This window comes from Xanthomonas translucens pv. cerealis, from assembly GCF_006838285.1.
Classification (GTDB): Bacteria; Pseudomonadota; Gammaproteobacteria; order Xanthomonadales; family Xanthomonadaceae; genus Xanthomonas_A; species Xanthomonas_A cerealis.
Genome location: NZ_CP038228.1, coordinates 2,657,637 through 2,679,086, shown reverse-complemented (window position 1 = coordinate 2,679,086; position 21,450 = coordinate 2,657,637). Strand labels below are relative to the sequence as shown.

The following is a 21,450-nucleotide window of genomic DNA, read 5'->3' as shown; positions in this document are numbered from 1 at the left end:
ATGTCCATCCAGTCCAAGCAGCGCCGCGACGTGCGCAAGAAGCTTGCCGAACGCCTGCGCCATCGCAGCGATGCCGCCGCCGCCAACTCGATCGAACCGCACGCGGAGCTGCGCGACCAGCAGCGCACGCTGCTGGCCGGCATCGTGCGCCGCGATGGCGAGTGGGTGCTGGGCATGGACGGGCGCATCGCCGGACACAGCGAGAGCGCGGCGCAGGTGCTGTCGCTGATCATGCAGGCGGCGGAATTGCACGAGCGCGCCGGCACGCCGGTGCGGCTGGTGTATTCGGATGCGCTGAAGGACGCCGCGCAGGCCGATGCGCAGGCGCAGGGGCTGAGCTTCGACGAATTCAAGCACCGCCACGCGCAGGCCATGCAGCGCGGCGCCGGCACGGCGCTACCGGGCTGAGGCCATGGGCCAGAGCGCGAGCCAGGCCGCCGACGCCGCCGTGTCGCTGGCGCGGGTGCGGCGCCGCGACGGCCTGGCGCTGATCCAGGCGCACCGCGCCAGCACCGCCCTGCATCATCCGTGGACGTATCCGTTCACCGACGTGCCCGGCTTCAACGCCTGGTATGCGCAGACCCTGGACGGCAGCAACGTCGCGCTGCTGGCGCGCGCGCGCGACAGCGGCCAGCCTGCCGGCCTGTTCACCTTCAGCCAGGTGGTCGGCGGCTGCTTCCAGAGCGCCTACCTGGGCTACCACGCGATGGCCGGCTACGAAGGCCGCGGGCTGATGACCCACGCGCTGCGGCTGTGCGTGGCCTACGCGTTCTCCGAACTGGGCCTGCATCGCGTGGAGGCCAACATCCAGCCGGACAACGCACGTTCGCTGGCGCTAGTGCGGCGCGCCGGCTTCCGCCACGAAGGCTATTCGCCGCGCTACCTGCGCATCGGCGGGGTGTGGCGCGACCATGAGCGTTGGGCGCGGTTGGCGGACGATTGAGGCGGCGTGCTGGCGGTCGCGCCGCGGCGCTTACTGCGGCTTGGGCGCAGGCGTCGCGGCAGTCGCGGCGGCGCCTGCCTGCACGGCCTTTGCCGCCTGCCAGCCGCACATCTGCCCCTGGTTCTGCTGCTTGAGCCACTCCTGCATCGGCGCGAAGTATTCCAGCAGCGGGGCGGCGTCGAGCTTGTCGTTGCCGGTCAGTTCCTTGAGCGTTTGCTGCCACGGCTGGCTGCCGCCACGTTGCAGCATCGACCAGAATTTCTGCCCGGCTTCCTTGTTGCCGTAGAAGCTGCATTCGTACAGCGGGCCATTGTAGCCGGCCGCGTCGCACAGGCCCTTGTAGAACTGGAACTGCAGGATATGCGACAGGAAGTAGCGCGTGTACGGCGTGTTGCCGGGCACGTGGTACTTGGCGCCGGGGTCGAAGAAATCCTCGCCGCGCGGCGTCGGCGGGGCCACGCCCTGGTACCTGGCCTTCAGTTCCCACCAGGCCTGGTTGTAGTGCTCCGGCGCGATCGAGCCGTCGAACACGCCCCAGCGCCAGCGGTCGATCATCAGCCCGAACGGCAGGAACGCGACCTTGCTCAGCGCCATGCGCATCTGCGCATTGATCAGCGCCTCGCGGCTGCGCTGCGGCGCTTCGACCAGGCCGATCGAATGCAGGTAGTGCGGGGTCATCGCCAGCACGATGGTGTCGCCGATCGCCTCGTGGAAGCCGTCGTTGGCGCCGCCCTGGAACAGCGGCGGCAGCGGATTGTAGGCAAGGTCGTAATAAAGGTGGCCGAGCTCGTGGTAGATGGTGGTGAAGTCTTCCTCGTTCGGCTGGATGCACATCTTGGTGCGCACGTCGCCGGCCATGTCCATGTCCCAGGCGCTGGCATGGCAGACCACGTTGCGCTCCAGCGGTTTGATGAACTGGCTACGCGCCCAGTAGCTGTCGGGCAGCTTGGGCATCGCCAGCGAGGTGTAGAAATCCTGCGCGCGCTCGGTCATCTGCTTGGCGCTCTGCAGCTGCGCATCGCGCTGGGCCATGAACCGCGCTTCCGGCGAGGTGTCGCCATTGCGCCGCGCCAACGCCGCGCCGAGGTTGCTCTGGTACTGCTTTTCCAGGGTGTCGGTGATGTCCAGGCTGCCGGCGCCGGGGTAGGGCTGCAGCAGATCCCACAGGTTGCTCCAGTCCTGCTGCCACATGTTGCCGAGCAGGTGCGCCGGCAGCAGGCCGCCGGCGACCTCGCCCTTGTCCTTGCCGTACTCGGCGTCGAGCTTGCCGCGGGTGTAGCAGTGCAGTTGCTCGTACAACGGCTTGACCTGGGCCCACAGCCGGTCGGTCTCGGCGGCGATCTGCGCCGGCGGCATGTCATAGCCGCTGCGCCACATCGCGCCGGTATCGGCATAGCCCATTTCGCGGGCGCCTTCGTTGACCAGTTCGACGAAGCGCCGGTAGTCCTGGCGCAGCGGCTGCGCGGTGCCGTGCCAGCCCTGCCATGCGTCGAGCTGCTGGCCGTAGTCGCGGCTGCGGCGCAGCACGTCTTCCAGTTCGCCCAGCTGCCGGCAGCGGTGCGCGTCGCCTTCGCCGCTGCAATAGGCGGCCGCGCCGTAGGCGCCTTCCATCCTCGAGGCCAGCGTGGCCAGTTCGGCCAGCTTGGCCGGGTCGCGCGGCGCCGGCATTGCGGTCATCAGCTTCAGCAGCTGCAGCGCACGCGCGCTGTCGGCGGACATCGGCTTGCCCTCGTAGCGCTTGGCCTGCGCGATCCAGCCGTTGAGCGTGGTCAGCCAGCGCGCGTTGGCCTTGGATACCAGCCGTTCCGAGTCGCCGTTGATGTAGGTGACCGACAGCCACTGCGCCGAGGTCAGCTCCGGCAGCAGCGCGCGGTACTCCTCGTTGATGCGGGCGACGAACTGGTCGGCGCTCTCGCCGGGTGCGGCCGGCGGCGGCGCGGTGCCGGTCTCGGTGCTGGCTTCCTTGCGGCACGCGGACAGCGCAAGCACGCCAGCGCCGATGTACAGCGCAAGCAGCAGAGGGCGGTGGTTCACGGCGAATCCTTCGGTGGCGAATGCGACGAGGCTAGTGGCCCGCCCCTTCCGCCGCAAGGGCCGGCGGTGCCGCGCCGCCGCCGCTCAGCGGTTTGCTGCGCCTGCGGCGGTTGCGCTGCCGCTACCGGCGCACTGCGCGAACAGGTCGCGCGAACGTTGGTAGACGCCGGTCTTGACCTGCATCAGCCCCAGCACCGACGGGAACAGGTTGTCCTGGTCGGCGTACTGGCGCGACCGCGCCCGCACGCAGGCCAGGTCTAGGCCGCGGTCGCTGGCGAAGCCAGGCGAGAACCACATCACCATCGGCACGTGGGTCTGCTCCTGCGGGGCGATCGCATACGGCACGCCGTGCAGGTACAGGCCCTTCTCGCCCAGCGACTCGCCGTGGTCGGACAGGTAGATCATCGCGGTGTCGTAGTCGGGCATCGTTTGCAGCGTGGATACGGTGCGCGCCAACAGATGGTCGGTGTACAGCAGCGAGTTGTCGTAGGCATTGGCGATCAGGTCGCGCTCGCAGTTGCCCAGGTCGGCGGTATCGCAGGTCGGGGTGAAGCGGCGGAAGCCGGCCGGATAGCGTTCGAAATAGCTGGGGCCGTGGCTGCCGAGCTGGTGCAGCACGACCACGCGGTCGCCGGGCTTGGCGCGCACCTGCGTGGCCAGGTCCTGCAGCAGGATCTCGTCCATGCAGCGCCCGTCCTTGCACAGCTGCGGGTCCTTGGCGTCGTCCAGGCGCTGGATCGCCAGGCCGTCGCACACGCCCTTGCAGCCTGACTGGTTGTCGCGCCACAGCGTGGCGATGCCGGCGTGCTCGAGCACGTGCAGCAGCGACTGGTGCTTGCGGATGTTGCCTTCGTTGTAGTCGTGGCGGCCGAATGGGGAGAACATGCACGGCACCGAGACCTCGGTGCTGGTGCCGCACGAATGCATGTCGGGAAAGTTGATCACGCCCAGCTGCGCCAGTTGCGGCGTGGTCTGGCGGACGTAGCCGTTCAAGCCCCAGTTCTGCGCGCGTGCGGTCTCGCCCAGCACCACCACCAGCAAGCGCGGCTTGCTGCCGGGCGCGCGCGCGGTGGCGATCGCGTCGTGTTCCAGCGGCAGTTTCGGCGCCTTGTGCGTGGGGCTGTCGGACTTCAAGTCCTGCCGCAACGCGACCAGGTAGTTGATCGGCGTGGCCAGGTAGCGGATCTCGCGATGATTGCGCATCATGGCCGACAGGTCCTGGAACGATAGCATCGCGCCGACGCCGCCCAGCGCCAGCATCGCCAGCAGGAAGCCGGCACGGATCGCCAGCGCCTTGCCCGGCGGACGCTGGATCAGGCGCAGCCGCCACAGCGCCAGGATCGGCAGCGCGGCGTGGAACAGCAGCGGCGCGATCAGCGCCGGAGTCATCAGTTCACGCGATTCCTTGTGGTCGGTGGCCAGCACGTTGCGCAGCATGTCCGCGTCCAGGTAGACGCTGTAGCTGTTCATGTAGTGCGCGGCGAACGCGGTGGTGAGCAGCAGCACGGTCAGCAGCGGCTTGGACACGCCGCGCCACAGCAGCAGGCCCAGCAGCAGGCCGTGCACCGACAGCAGCAGCAGGAACAGCGACAAGCACAGCTTCAGGTCGCCGGGGTGGCCGCTCATCGCGCTGCGCCAGAACAAGCCGTTGCAGACCAGGGCGAAGAACGCGCTGGCCGCCAACGCCAGCGCTTCGTTGCTCAGTAGTGGGCGGTAGCGCCACCAGCGGGTCCGGGACGGGCTGCTGGGATGCGGCAACGACATGCTCATACGCGGCTTTCCTTCACGACAGGCAAAGCGACATGCATGGATCGGGCCGAAACCTGCGGCCGCCACAGCAACACGCGGTACAGGCCCAGCGCCACGCCCCAACTCAGCGACAGCGTCCACAGATCGTGGGACAGGAAGTGCGCGCCGCGCAGCTGCTGGCCGAGGCCGAACAGCAGCCCGGCGCCGAGCCCGACCGCCAGCGCCGGCCAGCGCCAGGCCGGCTTCAGCGCCAGCGCGACGAAATACAGCGCCACCCAGGCGTAGCCCGCGCTGGAATGCCCGGCCGGGAAGCATGCCGCATGCGGCATGCCGGCCGGCCGCGGCTCGAACAGGCCGATGTAGGGCAGGTGGCCGCCATAGCGGCTCAGGTCCCACGGGCAGTCCATATGGGTCAGCGACTTCAGCAGCGACACCACGCCGGTGCTCAAGGCCACCGCCAGTGCCAGGTACAGCAGCGGCATCCGGTAGCGCTGGCCGTCGGCACGGCGCCACGCCCATGCCGCCAGGCCGGCCGTCGCCACCCAGGCCACGGTGCTGAGCAGCTTGCCGTCGTGATGGATCAGGCTGCGGGTCAGCGCGACGTTCTTCAGCGCCCAGTGGCCGCCTTCCCAGCGGTACAGCAGGTCGGCGAACCAGAAGTCGCCGCCCAGCCCCATCAGCGCGCTGCTGGCTAGCAGCGCAGCGGCCAGCGGCAGCCACAGATGCTGGCGATAGAACGCCGATGGCGCGGGCAGGACCGAGACGGCGGGCAGGGGCAGGGACGGGCTGTGCATGGAGGCAGGCGGGCTGGACGCGCGAACGGTGGCGGGCGCCATGGTGTTGTGCTGCTTGTCGGAGACCGGTCGGATTGGGGCGCCACCGCTGCGGCGCTTCAGCCCAGGTTGCCGTCGCGGTATGCGGGTTGCGTCCAGGTTTCATCCAGATTCGATCAATACGCCGTATTCCGACCGTGTTCCGACGCGCATCCGCTAGCATGGCGTCATCCCCCCGGCGTCCTGGAATGCGAGCGAGTGCCATGCGGCTGTTGGTGATAGAGGACAACCGGAACCTGGTCGCGAACCTGTTCGATTACTTCGAGGTGCGCGGCCACACCCTGGACGCGGCGCCGGACGGCGTCACCGGGCTGCACCTGGCTACCACCCAGCACTACGACGCGGTGATCCTGGACTGGATGCTGCCGCGCCTGGACGGGCCGCAGGTGCTGCGCGCGATGCGCGAGCAGCACCACGCCGAAGTGCCGGTGATCATGCTCACCGCGCGCGACGAACTGCCGGACAAGATCGCCGGTTTCCGCGCCGGTGCCGACGACTACCTGACCAAGCCATTCGCGCTGCCGGAACTGGAAGTGCGGCTGGAAGCGCTGCTGCTGCGCGCCAACGGCCGCGGCCGCAGCAAGTTGCTGCGCGTGGGCGACCTGCAACTTGACCTGGGCACGCTGGAGGCGACCCGCGGCGGCCGCACCCTGCACCTGTATCCGGCCTGCCGCAAGCTGCTGGAAGTGCTCATGCAGGCCAGCCCGGCTGCGGTCACCCGCGATCGCCTGGAGCAGGCGCTATGGGGCGACGAGCCGCCGGATGGCGACATGCTGCGCTCGCATATCTACGACCTGCGGCGCAGCGTGGATGGCCCGTTCGCGACCAAGCTGATCCACACCCTGCCGCGGATCGGCTACCGGCTTGCGCTGATGGACCCGCACGAGCAAGAGCATGCCGCGTAGGACCGGGCTGCGTCAGCGCATCACCCTGTGGCTGGTCGGCTATGCGGCGCTGCTGTCGCTGGCGGTGTTCGTGCACGGTTACATCGTCAACGACCAGGCCGAACAGCTGACCTGGCATTCGCTGCTGAGTTCGGAACTGGAACACTTCCTGGCGCGCAGCGCGGTCGATCCGGACTACCGCTGGATCGATACCCGCACCGTGAGCCTGTACGGCGACGAGGGCGGCGAGCCGCTGCCGCCGACGGTGGCGGCGCTGGCGCCGGGCCTGCACGACGACGTGCCGCTGGAAGGCCGCGACAAGGTGGTGCTGGTGCAGGACGTGCACGGCCGCCGCCTGGCGCTGGCGCTGGACATCACCGAGCTGCAGAAGCACGAGGAGAACCTGGCGCTGTGGATGCTGCTGTCCAACGTGATCGCGGTGCTGCTGCTCGGCGCGCTGGTGGCCTGGGGCCTGGGCCGGGTGGTGCAGCCGCTCACCGACATGGCGCAACGCATCGGCAGCCTGCGCCCGGACCGGCCGGGCCAGCGCATCGACGTGCATCCGCGCGCCAGCGCCGAACAAGTGGTGATCGCCGATGCGTTGAACGACTACCTGCTGCGCAACGACCTGTTCGTCGAGCGCGAGCGCGCCTTCATCGACAGCACCAGCCATGAATTGCGCACGCCGGTGGCGGTGATCGGCGGCGCCGCCGAACTGGCGCTGGAGCAGTCCGACATCCCGCCCAGCGCGCGCAACCAGCTGCTGCGCATCCGCCGCACCGCCAGCGGCGTCGGCCAACTGATCTCATTGCTGCTGGTGCTGGCCAAGGATCCGGCGCGGCTAGCGCGCGGCAGCGACCTGGTGCGGCTGGACCAGCTGTTGCCGGACATCATCGAGGACCATCGCCACCTGTGCGCCGACAAGCGCCTGGAACTGGCGCTGGCGCCGTTGCCGCCGTGCGAGGTGCTGGCGCCGCTGGCGATCGTGCAGGCGGCGATCGGCAACCTGCTGCGCAACGCGATCGAGAACAGCGACCAGGGCGTCATCCACATCGCGATGCCGGCGCCGGGCGTGGTGCGCATCGACGACCCCGGCCACGGCATGGCGCCTGAGGAGATCAGCGCGATCTACATGCGCATGGCCCGCGGCGGCGGCCGCGAGGGCAGCGGCATCGGCTTGGACCTGATCGCGCGCCTGTGCGAGCACCTGGGCTGGTCGCTGCAACTGGATTCGGACGCGGGGCAGGGCACACGGGCGACGCTGGATCTGCGTCCGGCATTGAAACACGGCAGCGCGGCGTAGCGCGCGCTGGCGGGCGCACGCGTGTACACAGCGCGCCGCCCGCAACGATCGCAACATCGCCAGCGCGACCGACTGTCTACTTGCTGCGACAGCTGCGCCACTGGGATTTTTCCCGTTCAGGCCGGCCAATGGCGACAATTCGAGACCGATCGCCCTGTCTATGCTGCAACCTCGTCAACAGCGGTTAGAGAGCGATCATGTCGGTGATGCGTGCCGTGGGATCGTGCCGCGTTCGCGCAGATGCAGCGTTATCTCTACAACCGCTACAACGGCGTGACCGTGGTGCGGACCTTGCAAAGCGATGGCCATGCCTTCGACTGCATTGCGTTGTCGCAGCAGCCCGGTTTGCGCGGAGTGGATCGCGTCGCATTGCCGCCGAGCGCGGGGCCGTCCGACAGCGGCGCGCGCAAGCCGCAACGCAGCGCCGCAACGCCGGCTTGCCAAGGACCGGGTCTTCGGCGAACACCTGTTCGCGCGGCTGCCGCAGCAGTGCGGCAAATGCCTGCGCAGCATCTGCTTGGCGAGGGATTGTGCCGGCGCGATCGGCTGCAGCTGCCGTCGCACGCGGGACATCGATGCCATCCAGCAACCCGGCGATGCACTGCCATCGTCTCCAAGACGCGCCTCTGCTGCGTCTTGGCGGCTCATCGTGATGAAACTACGGGTTGTTCGAGCTGCCCTGAAGTCACTCTACGATGCGCCCAGCCGTCTTGGCGATGCCCGGCCTGCCGCCGGGCTCACGCCGCCAGATCGAAACGATCCAGCTGCATCACCTTGCTCCATGCAGCGACGAAGTCCTGCACGAACTTCTCCTGCGCATCGGCACTGGCGTACACCTCTGCCAGCGCGCGCAGGATCGAGTTGGAACCGAACACCAGGTCCGCGCGCGTGCCGGTCCACTTCTGTTCGCCGCTGGCGCGGTCGCGGCCTGCGTACACCTCCCTGGTGTCCGATGTCGCTTTCCACTCGATGCTCATATCCAGCAGATTGGCGAAGAAGTCGTTGCTCAGCGTGTCGCTGCGCTTGGTGAACACGCCGTGCGCCGATTGCCCGCCATTGGCGCCGAGCACGCGCAGCCCGCCCACCAGCACGGTCATCTCCGGTGCGGTCAGGGTCAGCAACTGCGCCTTGTCGATCAGCAGCGCCTCGGCCGGTACCGCGTAGCGGCGCTTGCTGTAGTTGCGGAAGCCATCGGCGATCGGCTCCAGCACGGCGAACGATTCGACGTCGGTCTGCGCCTGCGTGGCATCCATGCGCCCCGGCACGAACGGCACGGTCAGCGTGTGTCCCGCATTCTTGGCCGCCTGCTCGACCGCGACGGCACCGCCAAGCACGATCAGGTCGGCCAGCGAGATCTTCTTGCCGCCACGCTGCGCGCCGTTGAACTGCGCCTGGATGCGCTCCAGCACGGACAGCACCTGCGCCAGCTGTTCGGGCTGGTTGACCTCCCAGTCCTTTTGCGGCGCCAGGCGAATGCGCGCGCCGTTGGCGCCGCCGCGCTTGTCCGAGCCGCGGAAGGTGGATGCCGCGGCCCACGCGGTCGAGACCAGTTGCGCGATGCTCAGGCCCGAGCCGAGCAGCGTCTGCTTCAGCGAGGCGATGTCCTGCGCATCGACCAGCGCGTGATCCAGCGCGGGGATCGGATCCTGCCACAGCAGTTCTTCGGCCGGTACGTCCGCGCCGAGGTAGCGCGCACGCGGCCCCATGTCGCGATGGGTCAGCTTGAACCAGGCGCGGGCGAAGGCATCGGCGAACTGCTCGGGGTGTTCCAGGAAGCGGCGCGAGATCGCCGCGTAGGCCGGGTCGAAGCGCAGCGCCAGGTCGGTGGTGAGCATGGTCGGCAGGTGCTTCTTCGTCGTATCGTGCGCGTCCGGGATCAGCGCCTGCGCGTTCTTCGCCACCCACTGGTACGCGCCGGCCGGGCTCTTGCTCAGCTCCCACTCGAATTGGAACAGGTGTTCGAAGAAATCGTTGCTCCATTGCGCCGGGGTGGTGGTCCAGGTGACCTCCAGGCCGCTGGTGATGGTGTCGCTGCCCTTGCCGCTGCCGAAGCTGTTGTGCCAGCCCAGGCCCTGCGCGCCCAGGTCGCTGGCTTCCGGTTCGGCGCCGACGTGGTCGGCCGGGCCGGCGCCGTGGGTCTTGCCGAAGGTGTGGCCGCCGGCGATCAGCGCCACCGTCTCTTCGTCGTTCATCGCCATGCGCGCGAAGGTGTCGCGGATGTCCTTGGCGGCGAGCAGCGGATCGGGATTGCCGTCCGGGCCTTCCGGATTGACGTAGATCAGGCCCATCTGCACCGCGGCCAGCGGGTTCTCAAGATCGCGGCTATGCCGCACTTCGCTGTTGTCGTCCATGACCAGCACGCCATGCGTTTCCTCCACGCCCGGCGAGCCGCGCGCGTAGCGCTCGTCGCCGCCGAGCCACGTGTTCTCGCGGCCCCAGTACACGTCCTGGTCCGGCTCCCAGGTATCTTCGCGGCCGCCGGCGAAACCGAAGGTCTTGAAGCCCATCGATTCCAGCGCGACGTTGCCGGTGAGGATCAGCAGGTCGGCCCAGGAGATCGCCTGGCCGTACTTCTGCTTGATCGGCCACAGCAGGCGCCGTGCCTTGTCCAGGCTCACGTTGTCCGGCCAGCTGTTGAGCGGGGCGAAGCGCTGCTGGCCGCGGCCGCCGCCGCCGCGGCCGTCGCCGGTGCGGTAGGTGCCGGCGCTATGCCAGGCCATGCGCACGAACAACGGGCCGTAGTGGCCGAAGTCGGCCGGCCACCAATCCTGCGAATCGGTCATCAGCGCATGCAGGTCCTGCTTCAGCGCCTGCAGATCGAGCGCGTTGAAGGCCTTGGCGTAATCGAACGTCTCGCCCAGCGGATTGGATTTGGACGAATGCTGGCTGAGCAGGTCCACGCGCAACTGCCTCGGCCACCAGTCCTTGTTCGTGGTACCGCTGCTGGCGGCGCTGTGGAACGGGCACTTCGATTCGCTGGTCATGGCTAGGGGCTACCTTGATGGACGCGGGGTGGCCGCGCGCCGTGGTCGGACGGTGCGCGTGATTGCGGGGCCGGGCGCAAGGATGCAACGAATGCAAGCATGGCGCACGGCGATTGGTAGACACGATAGGCGGGGACATTACATTAGGGAATTCGAATGATCCTACGGGATCGATAGGAAATATCTATGGGTTGGCGGTGCGTAGGCGGTTCGAGGATCGCCGCAGAGAGTGTCCGCGTTTTGACCGGATCGCGCCGGTGGATCGTGGTACTGGATGAATGACGGCGCGCAGGCGTGCGTCGTGTGCCGCTGTGGAGATCGGCGATCGGCCGCATGCGCGTGCCTGGCGCATCGGAAACATTGTGGAGCGCGACGGCGAACCCGCACGGCAGCGATCGGAAAAGGCAAAGCCCACTATCCTGTCGCAATGGCCATCCGCGCGACCCGTCTGCTGCACCTGCTCGACGCCTTGCGCGGGCGCCGGCGGCCGGTGGCCGGTGCCCAGCTCGCCACCGCACTGGGGGTCAGCCTGCGCACGCTGTACCGCGATATCGCGACCCTGCGCGTGCAGGGCGCCGACATCCTTGGCGACCCCGGCGTCGGCTACGTGCTGCGGCCCGGCTTCCTGCTGCCGGCGCTGAATTTCACCGAGGACGAACTGGAGGCGTTGACCCTGGGCGCGCGCTGGGTGGCGCGCCAGGCCGATCCGGAACTGGCGCAGGCAGCGCAGCGCGCGGTGGCGCGGATCGCCGCGACGCTGCCCGGCAATCTGCGCCTGTCGATCGAGACCAGCGGACTGCTGGTGCCGGCCGCCACAGACGTGCCGCCGCCGGCGCCGTGGCTGCCAGTGCTGCGCCATGGCATCCGCCTCGAGCACGTGCTGCGCATGGACTACACCGATGCCAACGGCGCGGCCTCGCAACGGTTGATCTGGCCGTTTGCGATGGCCTTCTTCGGCGGCTACGGCATGATCGCCGCGTGGTGCGAACTGCGCCGCGATTTTCGCCACTTCCGCGCCGACCGGGTGTTGGCCTTGGCCGACGACGGCGAGCGCTATCCCTCGCGCCGGCATCTGCTGATCAAGCGCTGGCGCGCCGCCACCGGCTATGGCGCCGACTACTGACAGCACCTGTCAGCAGGGCGCGACCACACTGCAGGCTGTCCACCAAGGAAGTCTGCCCATGTCCACCGAGATCGTGCTCTACACCCATCCCCTGTCGCGCGGCCGCGTCGCCCGCTGGATGCTGGAGGAAACCGGCCTGCCGTACAGCGCGCAGATCCTCGATTACGGCACCACGATGAAGGCGCCGGCCTATCTGGCGATCAACCCGATGGGCAAGGTGCCGGCGCTGCGCCACGGCGCCGCCGTGGTCACCGAAAACGCGGCGATCTGCGCCTACCTGGCCGATCTGGTACCGGAGCGGCACCTGGCGCCGCTGCAGGGATCGCCGGCACGCGCCGATTACTATCGCTGGCTGTTCTTTCTGGCCGGCCCGGTCGAGGGACTGTTGACCGCGAAGGAGGGCGGGGCGCTGGCACCGGCACGCAGCGCAGGCTATGGCCGCGAGGCCGACTTGTTGCAGACCCTGGAACAGGCGGTCGCGGGCCGCGAACACCTGGCCGGCGACCATTTCAGCGCGGCCGATCTGTATGCCGCCGCATGCCTGGGGTACTACCTGCGCAGCGGCCTGCTCGAGCCGCGTCCCGCATTCGTCGCCTTCGCGCAACGGCATGCCGCCAGGCCTGCGGCGCTGCGTGCCACTGCGATCGACGATGCGTTGATCGCGGCGCATCCGCACCCGGGCATGCCGGCGAGCGTGGCGCCGGCTAGCGTCTAGCGGTTAGGGAAACGAAGTCTGCCAGCGGTTGCGCGGAACCTCTCTCCCGTTGGAAGAGGGGCTACGCGCGCCCGCTGTTCCCTTCTCCCCTCGGGAGAAGGTGGCCCGCAGGGCCGGATGAGGGTACGGGCGCAGCCTCGTGCACCGAAACTCCGCGAGCCGCTTTCGCGCCGGACCCTCACCCCAACCCCTCTCGCGGTGGGAGAGGAGCTGAAGACGCGCCCCGCTACAGCAGCGACTTGAGCCGGTACAAGGCTTCCAGTGCCTGCTTGGGCGTCAGCTCGTCGGGGTCCAGCGCCGCGAGCGCGTCCTGCGCCGCCGACGGGGCGGCGGCGAACAAGCCGAACTGCTGCGGCGCGTCCAACGCCTGCGGCGCCATCTGCGAGGCGTGGCTCTCGCCGCCGCGCTGCTCCAGTTCCGCCAGCCGCCGCCGTGCCTGCGCGACCGTGCTTTTCGGCAGGCCGGCCAGCGCCGCCACCTGCAGGCCGAAACTGCGATTGGCCGGGCCGTCCTTGACCGCGTGCATGAACACCAGTTTGTCGCCGTGCTCGACCGCGTCCAGGTGCACGTTGGCGATGCCGCTGGCACCGCCTTCGACCGATTCGTCGGCCAATGCGGTCAGCTCGAAATAATGCGTGGCGAATAAGGTGTAGCAGCGGTTGTGGTGGGCCAGGTGGCGCGCCACCGCGTCGGCCAGGGCCAGGCCGTCGTAGGTGGAGGTGCCGCGGCCGATTTCGTCCATCAGCACCAGCGACTGCGCGCTGGCGTGGTGCAGGATGTAGCTGGTTTCGGCCATCTCGACCATGAAGGTGGACTGCCCGCGCGCCAGGTCGTCGCCGGCGCCGATGCGGGTCAGGATGCGGTCGATCGGGCCGATCACCGCGCGCGTGGCCGGCACGTAGCTGCCGATGTGCGCCAGCAGCACGATCAACGCGTTCTGGCGCATGTAGGTGGATTTACCGCCCATGTTCGGGCCGGTGATGACCAGCATACGCCGCTGCGGATGCAGATCCAGGTCGTTGGGTTCGAACGGCTGCTCGCGCACCGCTTCCACCACCGGATGGCGGCCGCGTTCGATCCGCAGGCATGGCGCGCTTTCCAGTTCCGGCTGCGCCCAGTCCAGCGCCTGCGCGCGCTCGGCGAAGCCGGCCAGCACATCCAGTTCGCTGAGCGCGGCGGCGGCGCGCTTGAGCGGTTCCAGGCGATCGCCCAGCGTGTCCAGCAAGGCTTCGTACAGCAGCTTCTCGCGCGACAGCGCGCGTTCGCGCGCCGACAGCACCTTGTCCTCGAAGTTCTTCAATTCCTCGGTGATGTAGCGCTCGGCGTTGGTCAGCGTCTGCCGCCGCGTGTAGTGCACCGGCGCCTTGTCCGCCTGGCCCTTGCTGATCTCGATGTAGTAGCCGTGCACGCGGTTGTAGCCGACCTTCAGTGTGGCGATGCCGCTGCTGGCGCGCTCGCGCGCTTCCAGGTCGATCAGGAACTGGTCGGCGTTGGTGCTGAGCCGGCGCAGTTCGTCCAGTTCGGCGTCGTAGTCGGCGGCGATGACGCCGCCGTCGCTGAGCTTGAGCGGCGGCTGCTCGGCGATCGCCGAGGCCAGCAGGTGCGCGATCTCGTCGTGCTGGCCCAGTTCCGCGGCCAGCGCCGCCAGCCGCGGCGAATCCAGCGGCGCCAGGATCGTGCGCACCGCCGGCAACAGACCCAGGCCGTCGCGCAGCGTGGAGAAATCGCGCGGCCGCGCCGAGCGCAGCGCCACGCGGGTGAGGATGCGTTCGATGTCGCCGAGCGCGCGGAACGCATCGCGCAGATCGGCATCGGCGCCGCGATCGATCAGCGTGCCGACCGCATGGTGGCGCTGTACCAGCACCTCGCGCAGGCGCAGCGGGCGATGCAGCCAGCGCCGCAGCAGGCGCCCGCCCATCGGCGTGACCGTGCTGTCGAGCACGCCGAGCAAGGTATTGCGGGTGTCGCCGTCCACCCGCGTGTCCAGCTCCAGATGGCGGCGCGTGGCGGCGTTCATCGCGATCGCCTCGGCCGCGGTTTCCATCGCGATCGCAGTCAGGTGCGGCAGGCGCTGCTTCTGCGTTTCCTCCACGTAGCCGAGCAGGGCGCCGGCGGCGGCGGTGGCGCGCGGTTTGTCGTCGATGCCGAAGCCGCTGAGATCGTGCAACTGGAAGAAGTTCAACAGCTGGCGGCGGCCGCTGTCGGCGTCGAACAGCCATGGCGCGCGGCGGCGCACGCCGCGGCGCTCGCGCAGGAACTCCGGCCACTGGTCCTCGTCGGGCACCAACAGCTCGGCCGGCTCAAGTCGCGCCAGCTCCGCTTCCAGCGCGTCCTCGCTATCGACCTCGTTGACCAGGAAGCGGCCGCCGGCCAGATCGGCCCAGGCCAGGCCGTAGCCGTGCTTGTTGCGCGCGATCGCCATCAGCAAGGTGTCGCGGCGCTCGTCGAGCAGCGCCTCGTCGGTGACCGTGCCCGGGGTGACCACGCGCACCACCTTGCGCTCGACCAGGCCCTTGGCCAGCGCCGGATCGCCGATCTGCTCGCAGATCGCCACCGACTCGCCCAGCGCCACCAGCCGCGCCAGATAGCCTTCGTAGGCATGCACCGGCACCCCGGCCATCGGGATCGGTGCGCCGCCGGAGCTGCCGCGCTGGGTGAGGGTGATGTCAAGCAAGCGCGCGGCCTTGCGCGCGTCGTCGTAGAACAGCTCGTAGAAATCGCCCATGCGGAAGAACAGCAGCAGGTCCGGGTACTCGGACTTTGCGGCGAAGAACTGCTTCATGAGCGGGGTGTGCTCAGAAGTCGCCTTATCAGACGAGGATTTCACTTTGGAATCAGCGGTTTGCAAGAAACGTCCTTACGGGATGTGGCTGTCGATGCGGGTCACTGGCGGCAAGTAACGGTGTTCTTTGTTGCGCCGCGGTTGCGGCGGTCACTCAAACGGGATCAAATCGATGTTGCGACGGACACAAAGCGGATCGACCATGGATACGGTTGTTGCGACGGAGGCGACTGCCCTGCGTCGCCGAGGCACCAAGTTTAAGCTGAGCTACCGGCAAATCTGCGAACTGAGCGTGGCCAAGGGCCCGGTCGAAGGCAAGCAGGGGAGGCCGGTCATCGCTCCACGCCCCGCCGCAGAGGCGGGGAAGCCCTATAGGGTTTTGGACGGCAACCAGGGTGCCCCTACCGGGTTCGGCTTCTATGTTGGCAGCACCCGCACGACCTACGAGGTCGTGGTTCGAGGGCCCTCAGGCGTTCGGCGGTTCTCGGTGGGAAGCGTGACTGACATGGGGCCCGAGCAGGCCTACGAGCTGGCCCGGCAGAAGTTGGCCGTGGTCCGAGAGACGGGCGAGCACCCGTCTCGGCAGGAGGCTCGCAGCGAGCAGCTGCTTCAGCTTAAAGGGGTCACCCTGGCCGATTGCTTTGCCGCCTATATCGAAGACCTCGAAAAGAAGGTCCGCAACAAGAAGGCCAAGCCGGCCAGCGTCCGAGCGGTTCAGGACAGCCTGGCGCGGTTCTCGCGCGCTGAAGTCGGACTGGCCGACAAAGCCATCCTCCGGCTGACGGACCGGGACATCCACGAAGCCTTCGACAACCTGCGGCGGTCGTCCATGGTTCGGTCCAATCGGATTCCGACGGCGATGCGGACGGCCTTGGCCGACCATTCCGACTGGGCGGAGCTTTCCACGCAGCAACTGGAGGCTCTGGGGATCAGCGGTCGATACCTTCAGCGGGTCAAAGCGGCTGGGCGGGCTTCGACCGAACATTCGTTCACCGATGCCAAGCGGGCCGTTGACTTGGTGCTCAAGCGCGAACGGAAGGCGGCTGCCCGAGAGCAACGAGAGCCCGTGCTGCGCTACAACCCGTTCCAGGTCATTCACGACGACGACATGCTCCGGGACGCCCAGGAGCTCCGCCGGCACTACGAGCGGGCCGAGGTTCGGAACCCGTTGGGCGACGACACGCTGCCCAAGGTGCTGAAAGTGATTCTCGCTCGGCGGGACGAACAGGGCGGCTTGAATGCCACTGGGGCGGACTACTTGCTGCTGACCCTGCTGTGGGGCACGCGCCGCAGCGAGGCTGCGCAGCTTCGGTGGTTCGACCGGTGCTCGCCAGGTGAGTTGCGGCAATCGGAGGTGTCCTGGGTCTGGCTGGCCGGGCCGGACGAGGTGAATCCCTACACCCGTCGGGCGGGTTCGCAGGTCTACTTGTTCGATACGAAGAGTGGAGAAGAGCGCTATCTGCCGGTGACGTATTTCGCACAAAAGGTGTTGGAGCGTCGGTTCGATGAACGCGTCGATGCAGTTGAAGCGCAAAGGAAGCTCGCGGACAACGAGGCATTGTTGAAGGCGGGCAAGTCCAAAGGTGCCGGCAACGAGTTGCTGGTGAGACTGGGGGAAGAAGTCGAGCGGACGCGCCGCTCACTGGCGCGGTCGGCCTTCGTGTTCCCTGCCAGATCCCATCACAGCAAGACGGGCCACTATTCCGACAGCAAATCGATTGTTGCAAACGTCCGCCGGGATGCTGGGCTCGTGGATGTGCGGGCCGAAGTCGACATCGGGCTGACTACACACGATTTCCGGCGAACTCTGGGCCGCTACGCAGCGCTGCTGTTCGGCGAAAGCCGGATCGTATCGCAGCTGCTTCACCACCATACGCCCGGGCTCGGGACGGATCGCATGGCTGCGGTCTCCGAACGCTACACCGAGCAGGAGTGGTCCAAGCTCCGGGAGGCAATGGCGCGTGTGGAGGAGAGCATGATCGCCATGAGTCCAAGGGTGTGGAACAGGCTCAAGGGGACGGATCGACCGCGCTTGGACGAGGTGAACGATGAACCCGTTACTATCTTTGCTACTAGGAACCGAAGGATCGCGCTGGATGATTGAGGTCGTTCGCAGCGAGGAGGAATACCGCGCGCTTGCCGATGCTGCATTGGACAGGGAGTTAGAACGGGCCAAGGCCGGCCTGACCCCATCCGTGAGCAGCAAGGCGGCGGCCCGGTTTCTGGGGGTCCACGTGGACACGCTCGGACAGTGGCGTCGGCGGACGCCGCCCCTGGGGCCTGCGTTTCAGAAAGGGGCGGGGAACAATGAGGGCGGAGCTAACCAGCACGTCCGTTATCTGTTCGTCGACCTGCAGGAGTGGCAGACAGCTCGAACGGGCAAAACGGTGAAACAACGCCTTCTGGTCGACGAGTTGGAGCTTTATAAGCAGCGGGCTCGGGAGCTTGAAATGGAGCTCGAAATTCGGGCGCTTCGGGAGCAGGTGGCTCGAATGACGAAGAGAGCTGGCCGTATCCTTGCGCTGGAGACAGCGAAGGAGTGCTTGGAGACTTCCCACGACTGGATTCTCTTGGATGGTCTGGTCATTGGCCACGTTCTGACGGTGCCTGAGACAATCCTCAATCAAGGTTTAATTTTGGGGTCGGTATTGCACGCCACCCTCAGCGACGTGCTGACTTTGCCATGGACTAACAGCAGAACGCGCGACGAGTTTTCTGCACAGATGAATACAGCTCTGGCTACACTGATGTCGCAGCTACAGAATGAACGTTCAGTGCAGCGGGCGCGGGATCTGGCTGCGCGCCTTCCCGACCTTGCTGGTGATTGCCGAGACAGGTTCTGAAGTTGTCACGTTCGACGGCAGCGCGCTCTGTCTGCGATGATCGCTTCGAGAGCATTCTGGGTGCCATTGCTGAAATAGCTTTTTTGAAAAGGAAGCTCCATATGTCAAAAGAAAAGGTTGTGGTCTTTTTCTTCGATGATGAGTCCGGCTCGGACGGATTTATCATTGTTTCCATTGACAAGCAAGTTCGGGCGATCCCCGTTGAAGGGAGCGTTCACGGCCCAAGCGGGGAGGTCTTGAAGGATTTTGAGATCTTGACCGAGAAGTCCGAGTCAGTGATGCAGGAATGGGAGCAGGCGGGCTACACCCAGCTTTCCGAGGTTGCTGCCTTCTTTGATCTGCAAAATGGAAACATGGTCAGGCCACTCCGGAAATTCCCGGGTGGGGAGACCATTCGCTACATCGCGTCTGCCCCAGGTCCTGTCTATACCACCGGGATGACGGCGGAAGAGGCACTAGCGAAGCTTGGGACACCAGTGCCTTCATACACAGCCTCGACCTCTCCGGCCGCGATTGTCTCAGAAGCCCAGACGACGGCCGATGTGAAATCAAATCAGGTCACTCAGGCGCCGCTGCCACAACCCTCGTTCCTTACGCTAGAGGAGCGTCGGCTGAAAACACCAAGCGAGGTCGACACTGTTGGTGTTACACCGAGGAAGCCTTGGGCCAGCCCTAAGAAGAAAGGTTAGGCTCCCTTCTTTCGCTCCGCCTTCTTAGGTGCTGCCTTCCTGGGAGCAGCATCATCGGATAAGAGCGCTGGCACATTTGCCACCCGTTGCTCTTGCCAGCGGGTTTTGTATTGAGGTGCCCAGTGGTGGTAGTGCTCTTGCCAATGGCCGACGCACAGGTCTAGAGCCACATCGGCCTCCTTCTTTGCTTGTTTGGCGGGTAGACGGCTCAATGCTGCTAGAAAGGCAGCATTCCAAAACTCTTCAACGTTCACTGTGGTGCCCTCGATTAGAGGGCATCTTTCTAACACCCGGTTTGGCGCTGTCAAGGCGTCGGTGCTCGTAACTTCAGCTAGCTCCCGCAGCGAGGCGCACTACTTCCTTCGGCATGACTCTTCCCAGCGTCGCGATGGCCGAAGCGAAAGCAGCGGCTGAGCCAAGCCGAGATACCTGTAGTAGTTCATTTAGACCAGTGTCGCTGCGCAAAGCGACCTCCTCGTATTGGCACACTGGGATTTCCCGGTTGTCCTTGAAACGGCGGTCAGGGCCGCCCTTCTTGTTGACGTAGCGCCACGTGCGATCGATCACCGTGGCGTCTCGAGGAACACCACCATCCTCAATGAAGCGTGTGGAAGACACGAGCACCTGAAGGCCTTGGTAGCTCACCGCACCGACCCCGTTTGCGTCGTAGATCAGGACACGGTCTGGGAAGAAGTGAAGCGTTTGCGTGCCGACGTTGACAGCGATCGTCTGGATGTTGGTCTGCACAAACGGAGGTGGCGCCGACACAAATCGTGTCAGCTTTCGCTCGACAACGGTTCCTGCCCCAGCATGGTATTTCCGGTCAAGCACCTTTGCATGCGAGGACACATGCCAAGTGGCGCTGGCCGACGCCAGGGCATTCGCTCCTGCGTGGAGTGCCTCTAAGGACTTCTCCATCGATTCGTCCAGCTCATACATCAAAACCACAGTCTTCCGAAGTTGATCCTTTTGGCGCGCCGCAATGATGACTCCTATCCCTAAGGCGGTCAGCATGACCAATGCCCAGTTCGGGGCTTCGTTGCTGGCCGCAATCAGAAGCACCAGCGCCGAAACCACGGCGACGCCTGGCCAGATGCGCCATTTCTGCTTCTTGGCGTTGAGCTCTTCCAGCAATGCCTGGGAGGACGAGTCCACAATCGTGGTCGCGTTGGCCGAGTCGATCTCGACCATCGGGCCATGCGTATGTGAAAAGTCGGGTGGTTGCTTGGTATGGGCCGGATAGGGCGGGGCTCCGAAAGCGGGGCGGGCGGGACCACGTGGTGAAGATGGACTCGAGCTCGGGGATCCGGCAGGGATGGTGGCGCGGTAGTAGATGCCTCCGGCGCCCATGTGCACGTAGTTGCCCCGAGGCCCAGTGCCGACCCGGAACCCTTTGAACCCAGCGGACACGCCGACGCCACCCTTGGATAGGTTGAAGCGCAGTGGCCCCACCCGAATGCTCTTGCGTAGATACAGTCCCATGCTTAGGCCCCCCTGGCCTCCATGCCGAACGGTTGTATAGCACGATCAGTCCCCATTCTGAGATGGCTGCTCAAGAGTTGGCTTGAAACGCCGATATCCGGCGCATCAGATGAGTAGTCGGCACACCGAGGGGAGATGTCTTTGAACATTGATACGGATAAATGGAATCTGCTCGAGAAAGCGCACGACTACAGAGCGCAACTGCGTTTGTTCGGCTTTGTGCTCCTCGCAGACCTGGTTTTAGTCTTCTCGACAGGCACTAACGTCTGGAACCTTCGTTGGTCGACGATATCTGATCGGCCTGCCGCCATCGTCTTGGTCGTCCTGGCCTACGGTGCGGTTGTAAAGATCGTGGTCCCTCTGCTGTTGCCGCTGTTGCGGTCGGTGCTCGGCTTACTGGTCGAGTGGGTTCAGCGCATTCCCGGCGTATCGCCTAAACGCCGGGACACGGATTCCCCGACTTACGTTACGTGGACCGATGCCGACCGATGGCTTGCTGATGCGCCCGACGGTTCGCGCCGGGTGGACGTTGAGAAGCAGATGGCGCGAATCGCTGAAGACGAGGCGCATTGGGACTCGACGGTGCGGGCCGGATGGACGGCTGTCCTGCTTGCGCTGCTCGGTTGGCTTGTTCCTGGCTCCACGATTGCTGCGGTTGCGCATTGGCAGCAATGGGCTCCTTGGGTTATCGGATTCTTCCCAGCAATCCCTTGCGTCTACGATCTGTGGGTCGGGTCACCGGTCCGCAGGGAGGTTCGTGTGCCAGAACTGGCACAAAGACTCTACAGAGAGCGGCGCGGTGGTCCGCTAAGCAATGCTCGCGCCAAGAACAAGCGCTCCAATCACGCTGTGGTGAACGTGGACTCTATTTCGTAGTCCGAAAGGGGGATGGTGGCGCAGTAGTAGTTGCCGCCGGCTCCCATGTGCACGTAGTTGCCTCGGGGGCCGGTGTCGACCCGTAATCCTTTGGAGTCGGCGGACACGCCAACACCGCCATTGGAAAAGATTGAAGCGCAGTGGCTACACCCGAACTGTGTTGCGTAGATGCAGCACCGCGCTCATCCCCCTGCGCCTCCATGCCAAGCG

At 66.4% G+C, this 21,450-nt stretch carries 17 protein-coding genes and 1 pseudogene; 10 read left to right on the top strand and 8 right to left on the bottom strand.

What is annotated here, in order from left to right; genetic code table 11:
- Positions 1–408 (top strand): hypothetical protein, encoded by a 408-nt coding sequence (locus tag E4A48_RS11700; RefSeq protein ID WP_058195912.1) that lies wholly within the window; start codon positions 1–3, stop codon positions 406–408.
- 4 nt (positions 409–412) lie between these two features.
- Positions 413–943 (top strand): GNAT family N-acetyltransferase, encoded by a 531-nt coding sequence (locus E4A48_RS11695; protein WP_039007233.1) that lies wholly within the window; start codon positions 413–415, stop codon positions 941–943.
- Between the two features lie 30 nt (positions 944–973).
- On the opposite strand, the gene E4A48_RS11690 is transcribed toward E4A48_RS11695, so the two are convergent.
- The 3 genes from E4A48_RS11690 to E4A48_RS11680 form a co-directional block, all read right to left on the bottom strand.
- The gene (locus E4A48_RS11690) at positions 974–2,977 is read right to left on the bottom strand and encodes a M2 family metallopeptidase (protein ID WP_142742469.1); all 2,004 of its coding nucleotides are present in this window, start codon (positions 2,975–2,977) and stop codon (positions 974–976) included.
- 84 nt (positions 2,978–3,061) lie between these two features.
- Positions 3,062–4,747: a phosphoethanolamine transferase gene (locus tag E4A48_RS11685; RefSeq protein ID WP_142742468.1), complete on the bottom strand. Its 1,686-nt coding sequence runs from the start codon at positions 4,745–4,747 to the stop codon at positions 3,062–3,064.
- Positions 4,744–5,520: a phosphatase PAP2 family protein gene (locus tag E4A48_RS11680; RefSeq protein ID WP_142742467.1), complete on the bottom strand. Its 777-nt coding sequence runs from the start codon at positions 5,518–5,520 to the stop codon at positions 4,744–4,746. The genes E4A48_RS11685 and E4A48_RS11680 overlap by 4 nt, the downstream gene beginning before the upstream one ends.
- A 242-nt stretch (positions 5,521–5,762) precedes the next feature.
- Between E4A48_RS11680 and E4A48_RS11675 the strand changes: the two genes are divergently transcribed.
- Both E4A48_RS11675 and E4A48_RS11670 read left to right on the top strand, forming a co-directional pair.
- On the top strand, positions 5,763–6,464 hold the full coding sequence (locus E4A48_RS11675) for a response regulator transcription factor (RefSeq protein WP_039007227.1): 702 nt from the start codon (positions 5,763–5,765) through the stop codon (positions 6,462–6,464).
- Positions 6,454–7,746 (top strand): sensor histidine kinase, encoded by a 1,293-nt coding sequence (locus E4A48_RS11670; RefSeq protein ID WP_142742466.1) that lies wholly within the window; start codon positions 6,454–6,456, stop codon positions 7,744–7,746. Before E4A48_RS11675 ends, E4A48_RS11670 begins: the two co-directional genes overlap by 11 nt.
- Before the next feature lie 737 nt (positions 7,747–8,483).
- Here E4A48_RS11670 and katG read toward each other — a convergent pair.
- Positions 8,484–10,730 (bottom strand): catalase/peroxidase HPI, encoded by a 2,247-nt coding sequence (katG, locus tag E4A48_RS11660; RefSeq protein WP_142742465.1) that lies wholly within the window; start codon positions 10,728–10,730, stop codon positions 8,484–8,486.
- A gap of 427 nt (positions 10,731–11,157) precedes the next feature.
- Here katG and E4A48_RS11655 point away from each other — a divergent pair, with 427 nt between their 5' ends.
- Positions 11,158–11,853 carry a helix-turn-helix transcriptional regulator gene (locus E4A48_RS11655; RefSeq protein ID WP_039007220.1) on the top strand — a complete coding sequence of 232 codons (696 nt, stop codon included), beginning with the start codon at positions 11,158–11,160 and terminating at the stop codon, positions 11,851–11,853.
- A 58-nt stretch (positions 11,854–11,911) separates the two neighbouring features.
- Positions 11,912–12,568, top strand: a complete 657-nt coding sequence (locus E4A48_RS11650; RefSeq protein ID WP_039007218.1) for a glutathione S-transferase family protein — start codon at positions 11,912–11,914, stop codon at positions 12,566–12,568.
- Positions 12,569–12,794: 226 nt separating this feature from the next.
- Here E4A48_RS11650 and mutS read toward each other — a convergent pair whose 3' ends face one another.
- Positions 12,795–15,350, bottom strand: coding sequence for a DNA mismatch repair protein MutS (gene mutS / locus E4A48_RS11645; RefSeq protein ID WP_260607945.1), 2,556 nt, complete (start codon positions 15,348–15,350; stop codon positions 12,795–12,797).
- 202 nt (positions 15,351–15,552) lie between these two features.
- On the opposite strand from mutS, the gene E4A48_RS11640 reads away from it, so the two are divergent.
- From E4A48_RS11640 to E4A48_RS11630, 3 genes are read left to right on the top strand one after another with little or no spacing between them, the layout of a single operon-like run.
- Positions 15,553–17,454: a site-specific integrase gene (locus E4A48_RS11640; RefSeq protein ID WP_142742463.1), complete on the top strand. Its 1,902-nt coding sequence runs from the start codon at positions 15,553–15,555 to the stop codon at positions 17,452–17,454.
- The gene (locus E4A48_RS11635; RefSeq protein WP_142742462.1) at positions 17,447–18,193 is read left to right on the top strand and encodes a nucleotide-binding protein; all 747 of its coding nucleotides are present in this window, start codon (positions 17,447–17,449) and stop codon (positions 18,191–18,193) included. Before E4A48_RS11640 ends, E4A48_RS11635 begins: the two co-directional genes overlap by 8 nt.
- A gap of 2 nt (positions 18,194–18,195) precedes the next feature.
- Complete coding sequence (locus E4A48_RS11630) at positions 18,196–18,882, top strand: hypothetical protein (RefSeq protein ID WP_142742461.1); 687 nt, start codon at positions 18,196–18,198, stop codon at positions 18,880–18,882.
- On the opposite strand, the gene E4A48_RS11625 is transcribed toward E4A48_RS11630, so the two are convergent.
- From E4A48_RS11625 to E4A48_RS21100, 3 genes and pseudogenes are all read right to left on the bottom strand, one after another.
- Entirely contained in the window at positions 18,879–19,136 is a 258-nt protein-coding gene (locus tag E4A48_RS11625) for a hypothetical protein (protein ID WP_142742460.1), read from the bottom strand. The genes E4A48_RS11630 and E4A48_RS11625 overlap by 4 nt on opposite strands.
- Positions 19,137–19,209: 73 nt before the next feature.
- Positions 19,210–20,073 (bottom strand): hypothetical protein, encoded by an 864-nt coding sequence (locus E4A48_RS11620; RefSeq protein WP_260608132.1) that lies wholly within the window; start codon positions 20,071–20,073, stop codon positions 19,210–19,212.
- A 144-nt stretch (positions 20,074–20,217) separates the two neighbouring features.
- A pseudogene (locus tag E4A48_RS21100) lies at positions 20,218–20,364 on the bottom strand (DUF4236 domain-containing protein); the annotation flags it as partial.
- 141 nt (positions 20,365–20,505) lie between these two features.
- Here E4A48_RS21100 and E4A48_RS11615 point away from each other — a divergent pair.
- Entirely contained in the window at positions 20,506–21,240 is a 735-nt protein-coding gene (locus E4A48_RS11615) for a hypothetical protein (RefSeq protein ID WP_185910652.1), read from the top strand.
- The last annotated feature ends 210 nt before the right edge of the window (positions 21,241–21,450 follow it).

What these genes read in the sequence shown, in the direction of transcription:
- E4A48_RS11700 (WP_058195912.1), top strand. Translation starts at nt 1, where the DNA reads ATGTCCATCCAGTCCAAGCAGCGCCGCGACGTGCGCAAGAAGCTTGCC.
- E4A48_RS11695 (WP_039007233.1), top strand. Translation starts at nt 413, where the DNA reads ATGGGCCAGAGCGCGAGCCAGGCCGCCGACGCCGCCGTGTCGCTGGCG.
- E4A48_RS11685 (WP_142742468.1), bottom strand. Translation starts at nt 4,747, where the DNA reads ATGAGCATGTCGTTGCCGCATCCCAGCAGCCCGTCCCGGACCCGCTGG.
- E4A48_RS11680 (WP_142742467.1), bottom strand. Translation starts at nt 5,520, where the DNA reads ATGCACAGCCCGTCCCTGCCCCTGCCCGCCGTCTCGGTCCTGCCCGCG.
- E4A48_RS11675 (WP_039007227.1), top strand. Translation starts at nt 5,763, where the DNA reads ATGCGGCTGTTGGTGATAGAGGACAACCGGAACCTGGTCGCGAACCTG.
- E4A48_RS11670 (WP_142742466.1), top strand. Translation starts at nt 6,454, where the DNA reads ATGCCGCGTAGGACCGGGCTGCGTCAGCGCATCACCCTGTGGCTGGTC.
- katG (WP_142742465.1), bottom strand. Translation starts at nt 10,730, where the DNA reads ATGACCAGCGAATCGAAGTGCCCGTTCCACAGCGCCGCCAGCAGCGGT.
- E4A48_RS11655 (WP_039007220.1), top strand. Translation starts at nt 11,158, where the DNA reads ATGGCCATCCGCGCGACCCGTCTGCTGCACCTGCTCGACGCCTTGCGC.
- E4A48_RS11650 (WP_039007218.1), top strand. Translation starts at nt 11,912, where the DNA reads ATGTCCACCGAGATCGTGCTCTACACCCATCCCCTGTCGCGCGGCCGC.
- mutS (WP_260607945.1), bottom strand. Translation starts at nt 15,350, where the DNA reads ATGAAGCAGTTCTTCGCCGCAAAGTCCGAGTACCCGGACCTGCTGCTG.
- E4A48_RS11640 (WP_142742463.1), top strand. Translation starts at nt 15,553, where the DNA reads ATGGATACGGTTGTTGCGACGGAGGCGACTGCCCTGCGTCGCCGAGGC.
- E4A48_RS11635 (WP_142742462.1), top strand. Translation starts at nt 17,447, where the DNA reads ATGATTGAGGTCGTTCGCAGCGAGGAGGAATACCGCGCGCTTGCCGAT.
- E4A48_RS11620 (WP_260608132.1), bottom strand. Translation starts at nt 20,073, where the DNA reads ATGGTCGAGATCGACTCGGCCAACGCGACCACGATTGTGGACTCGTCC.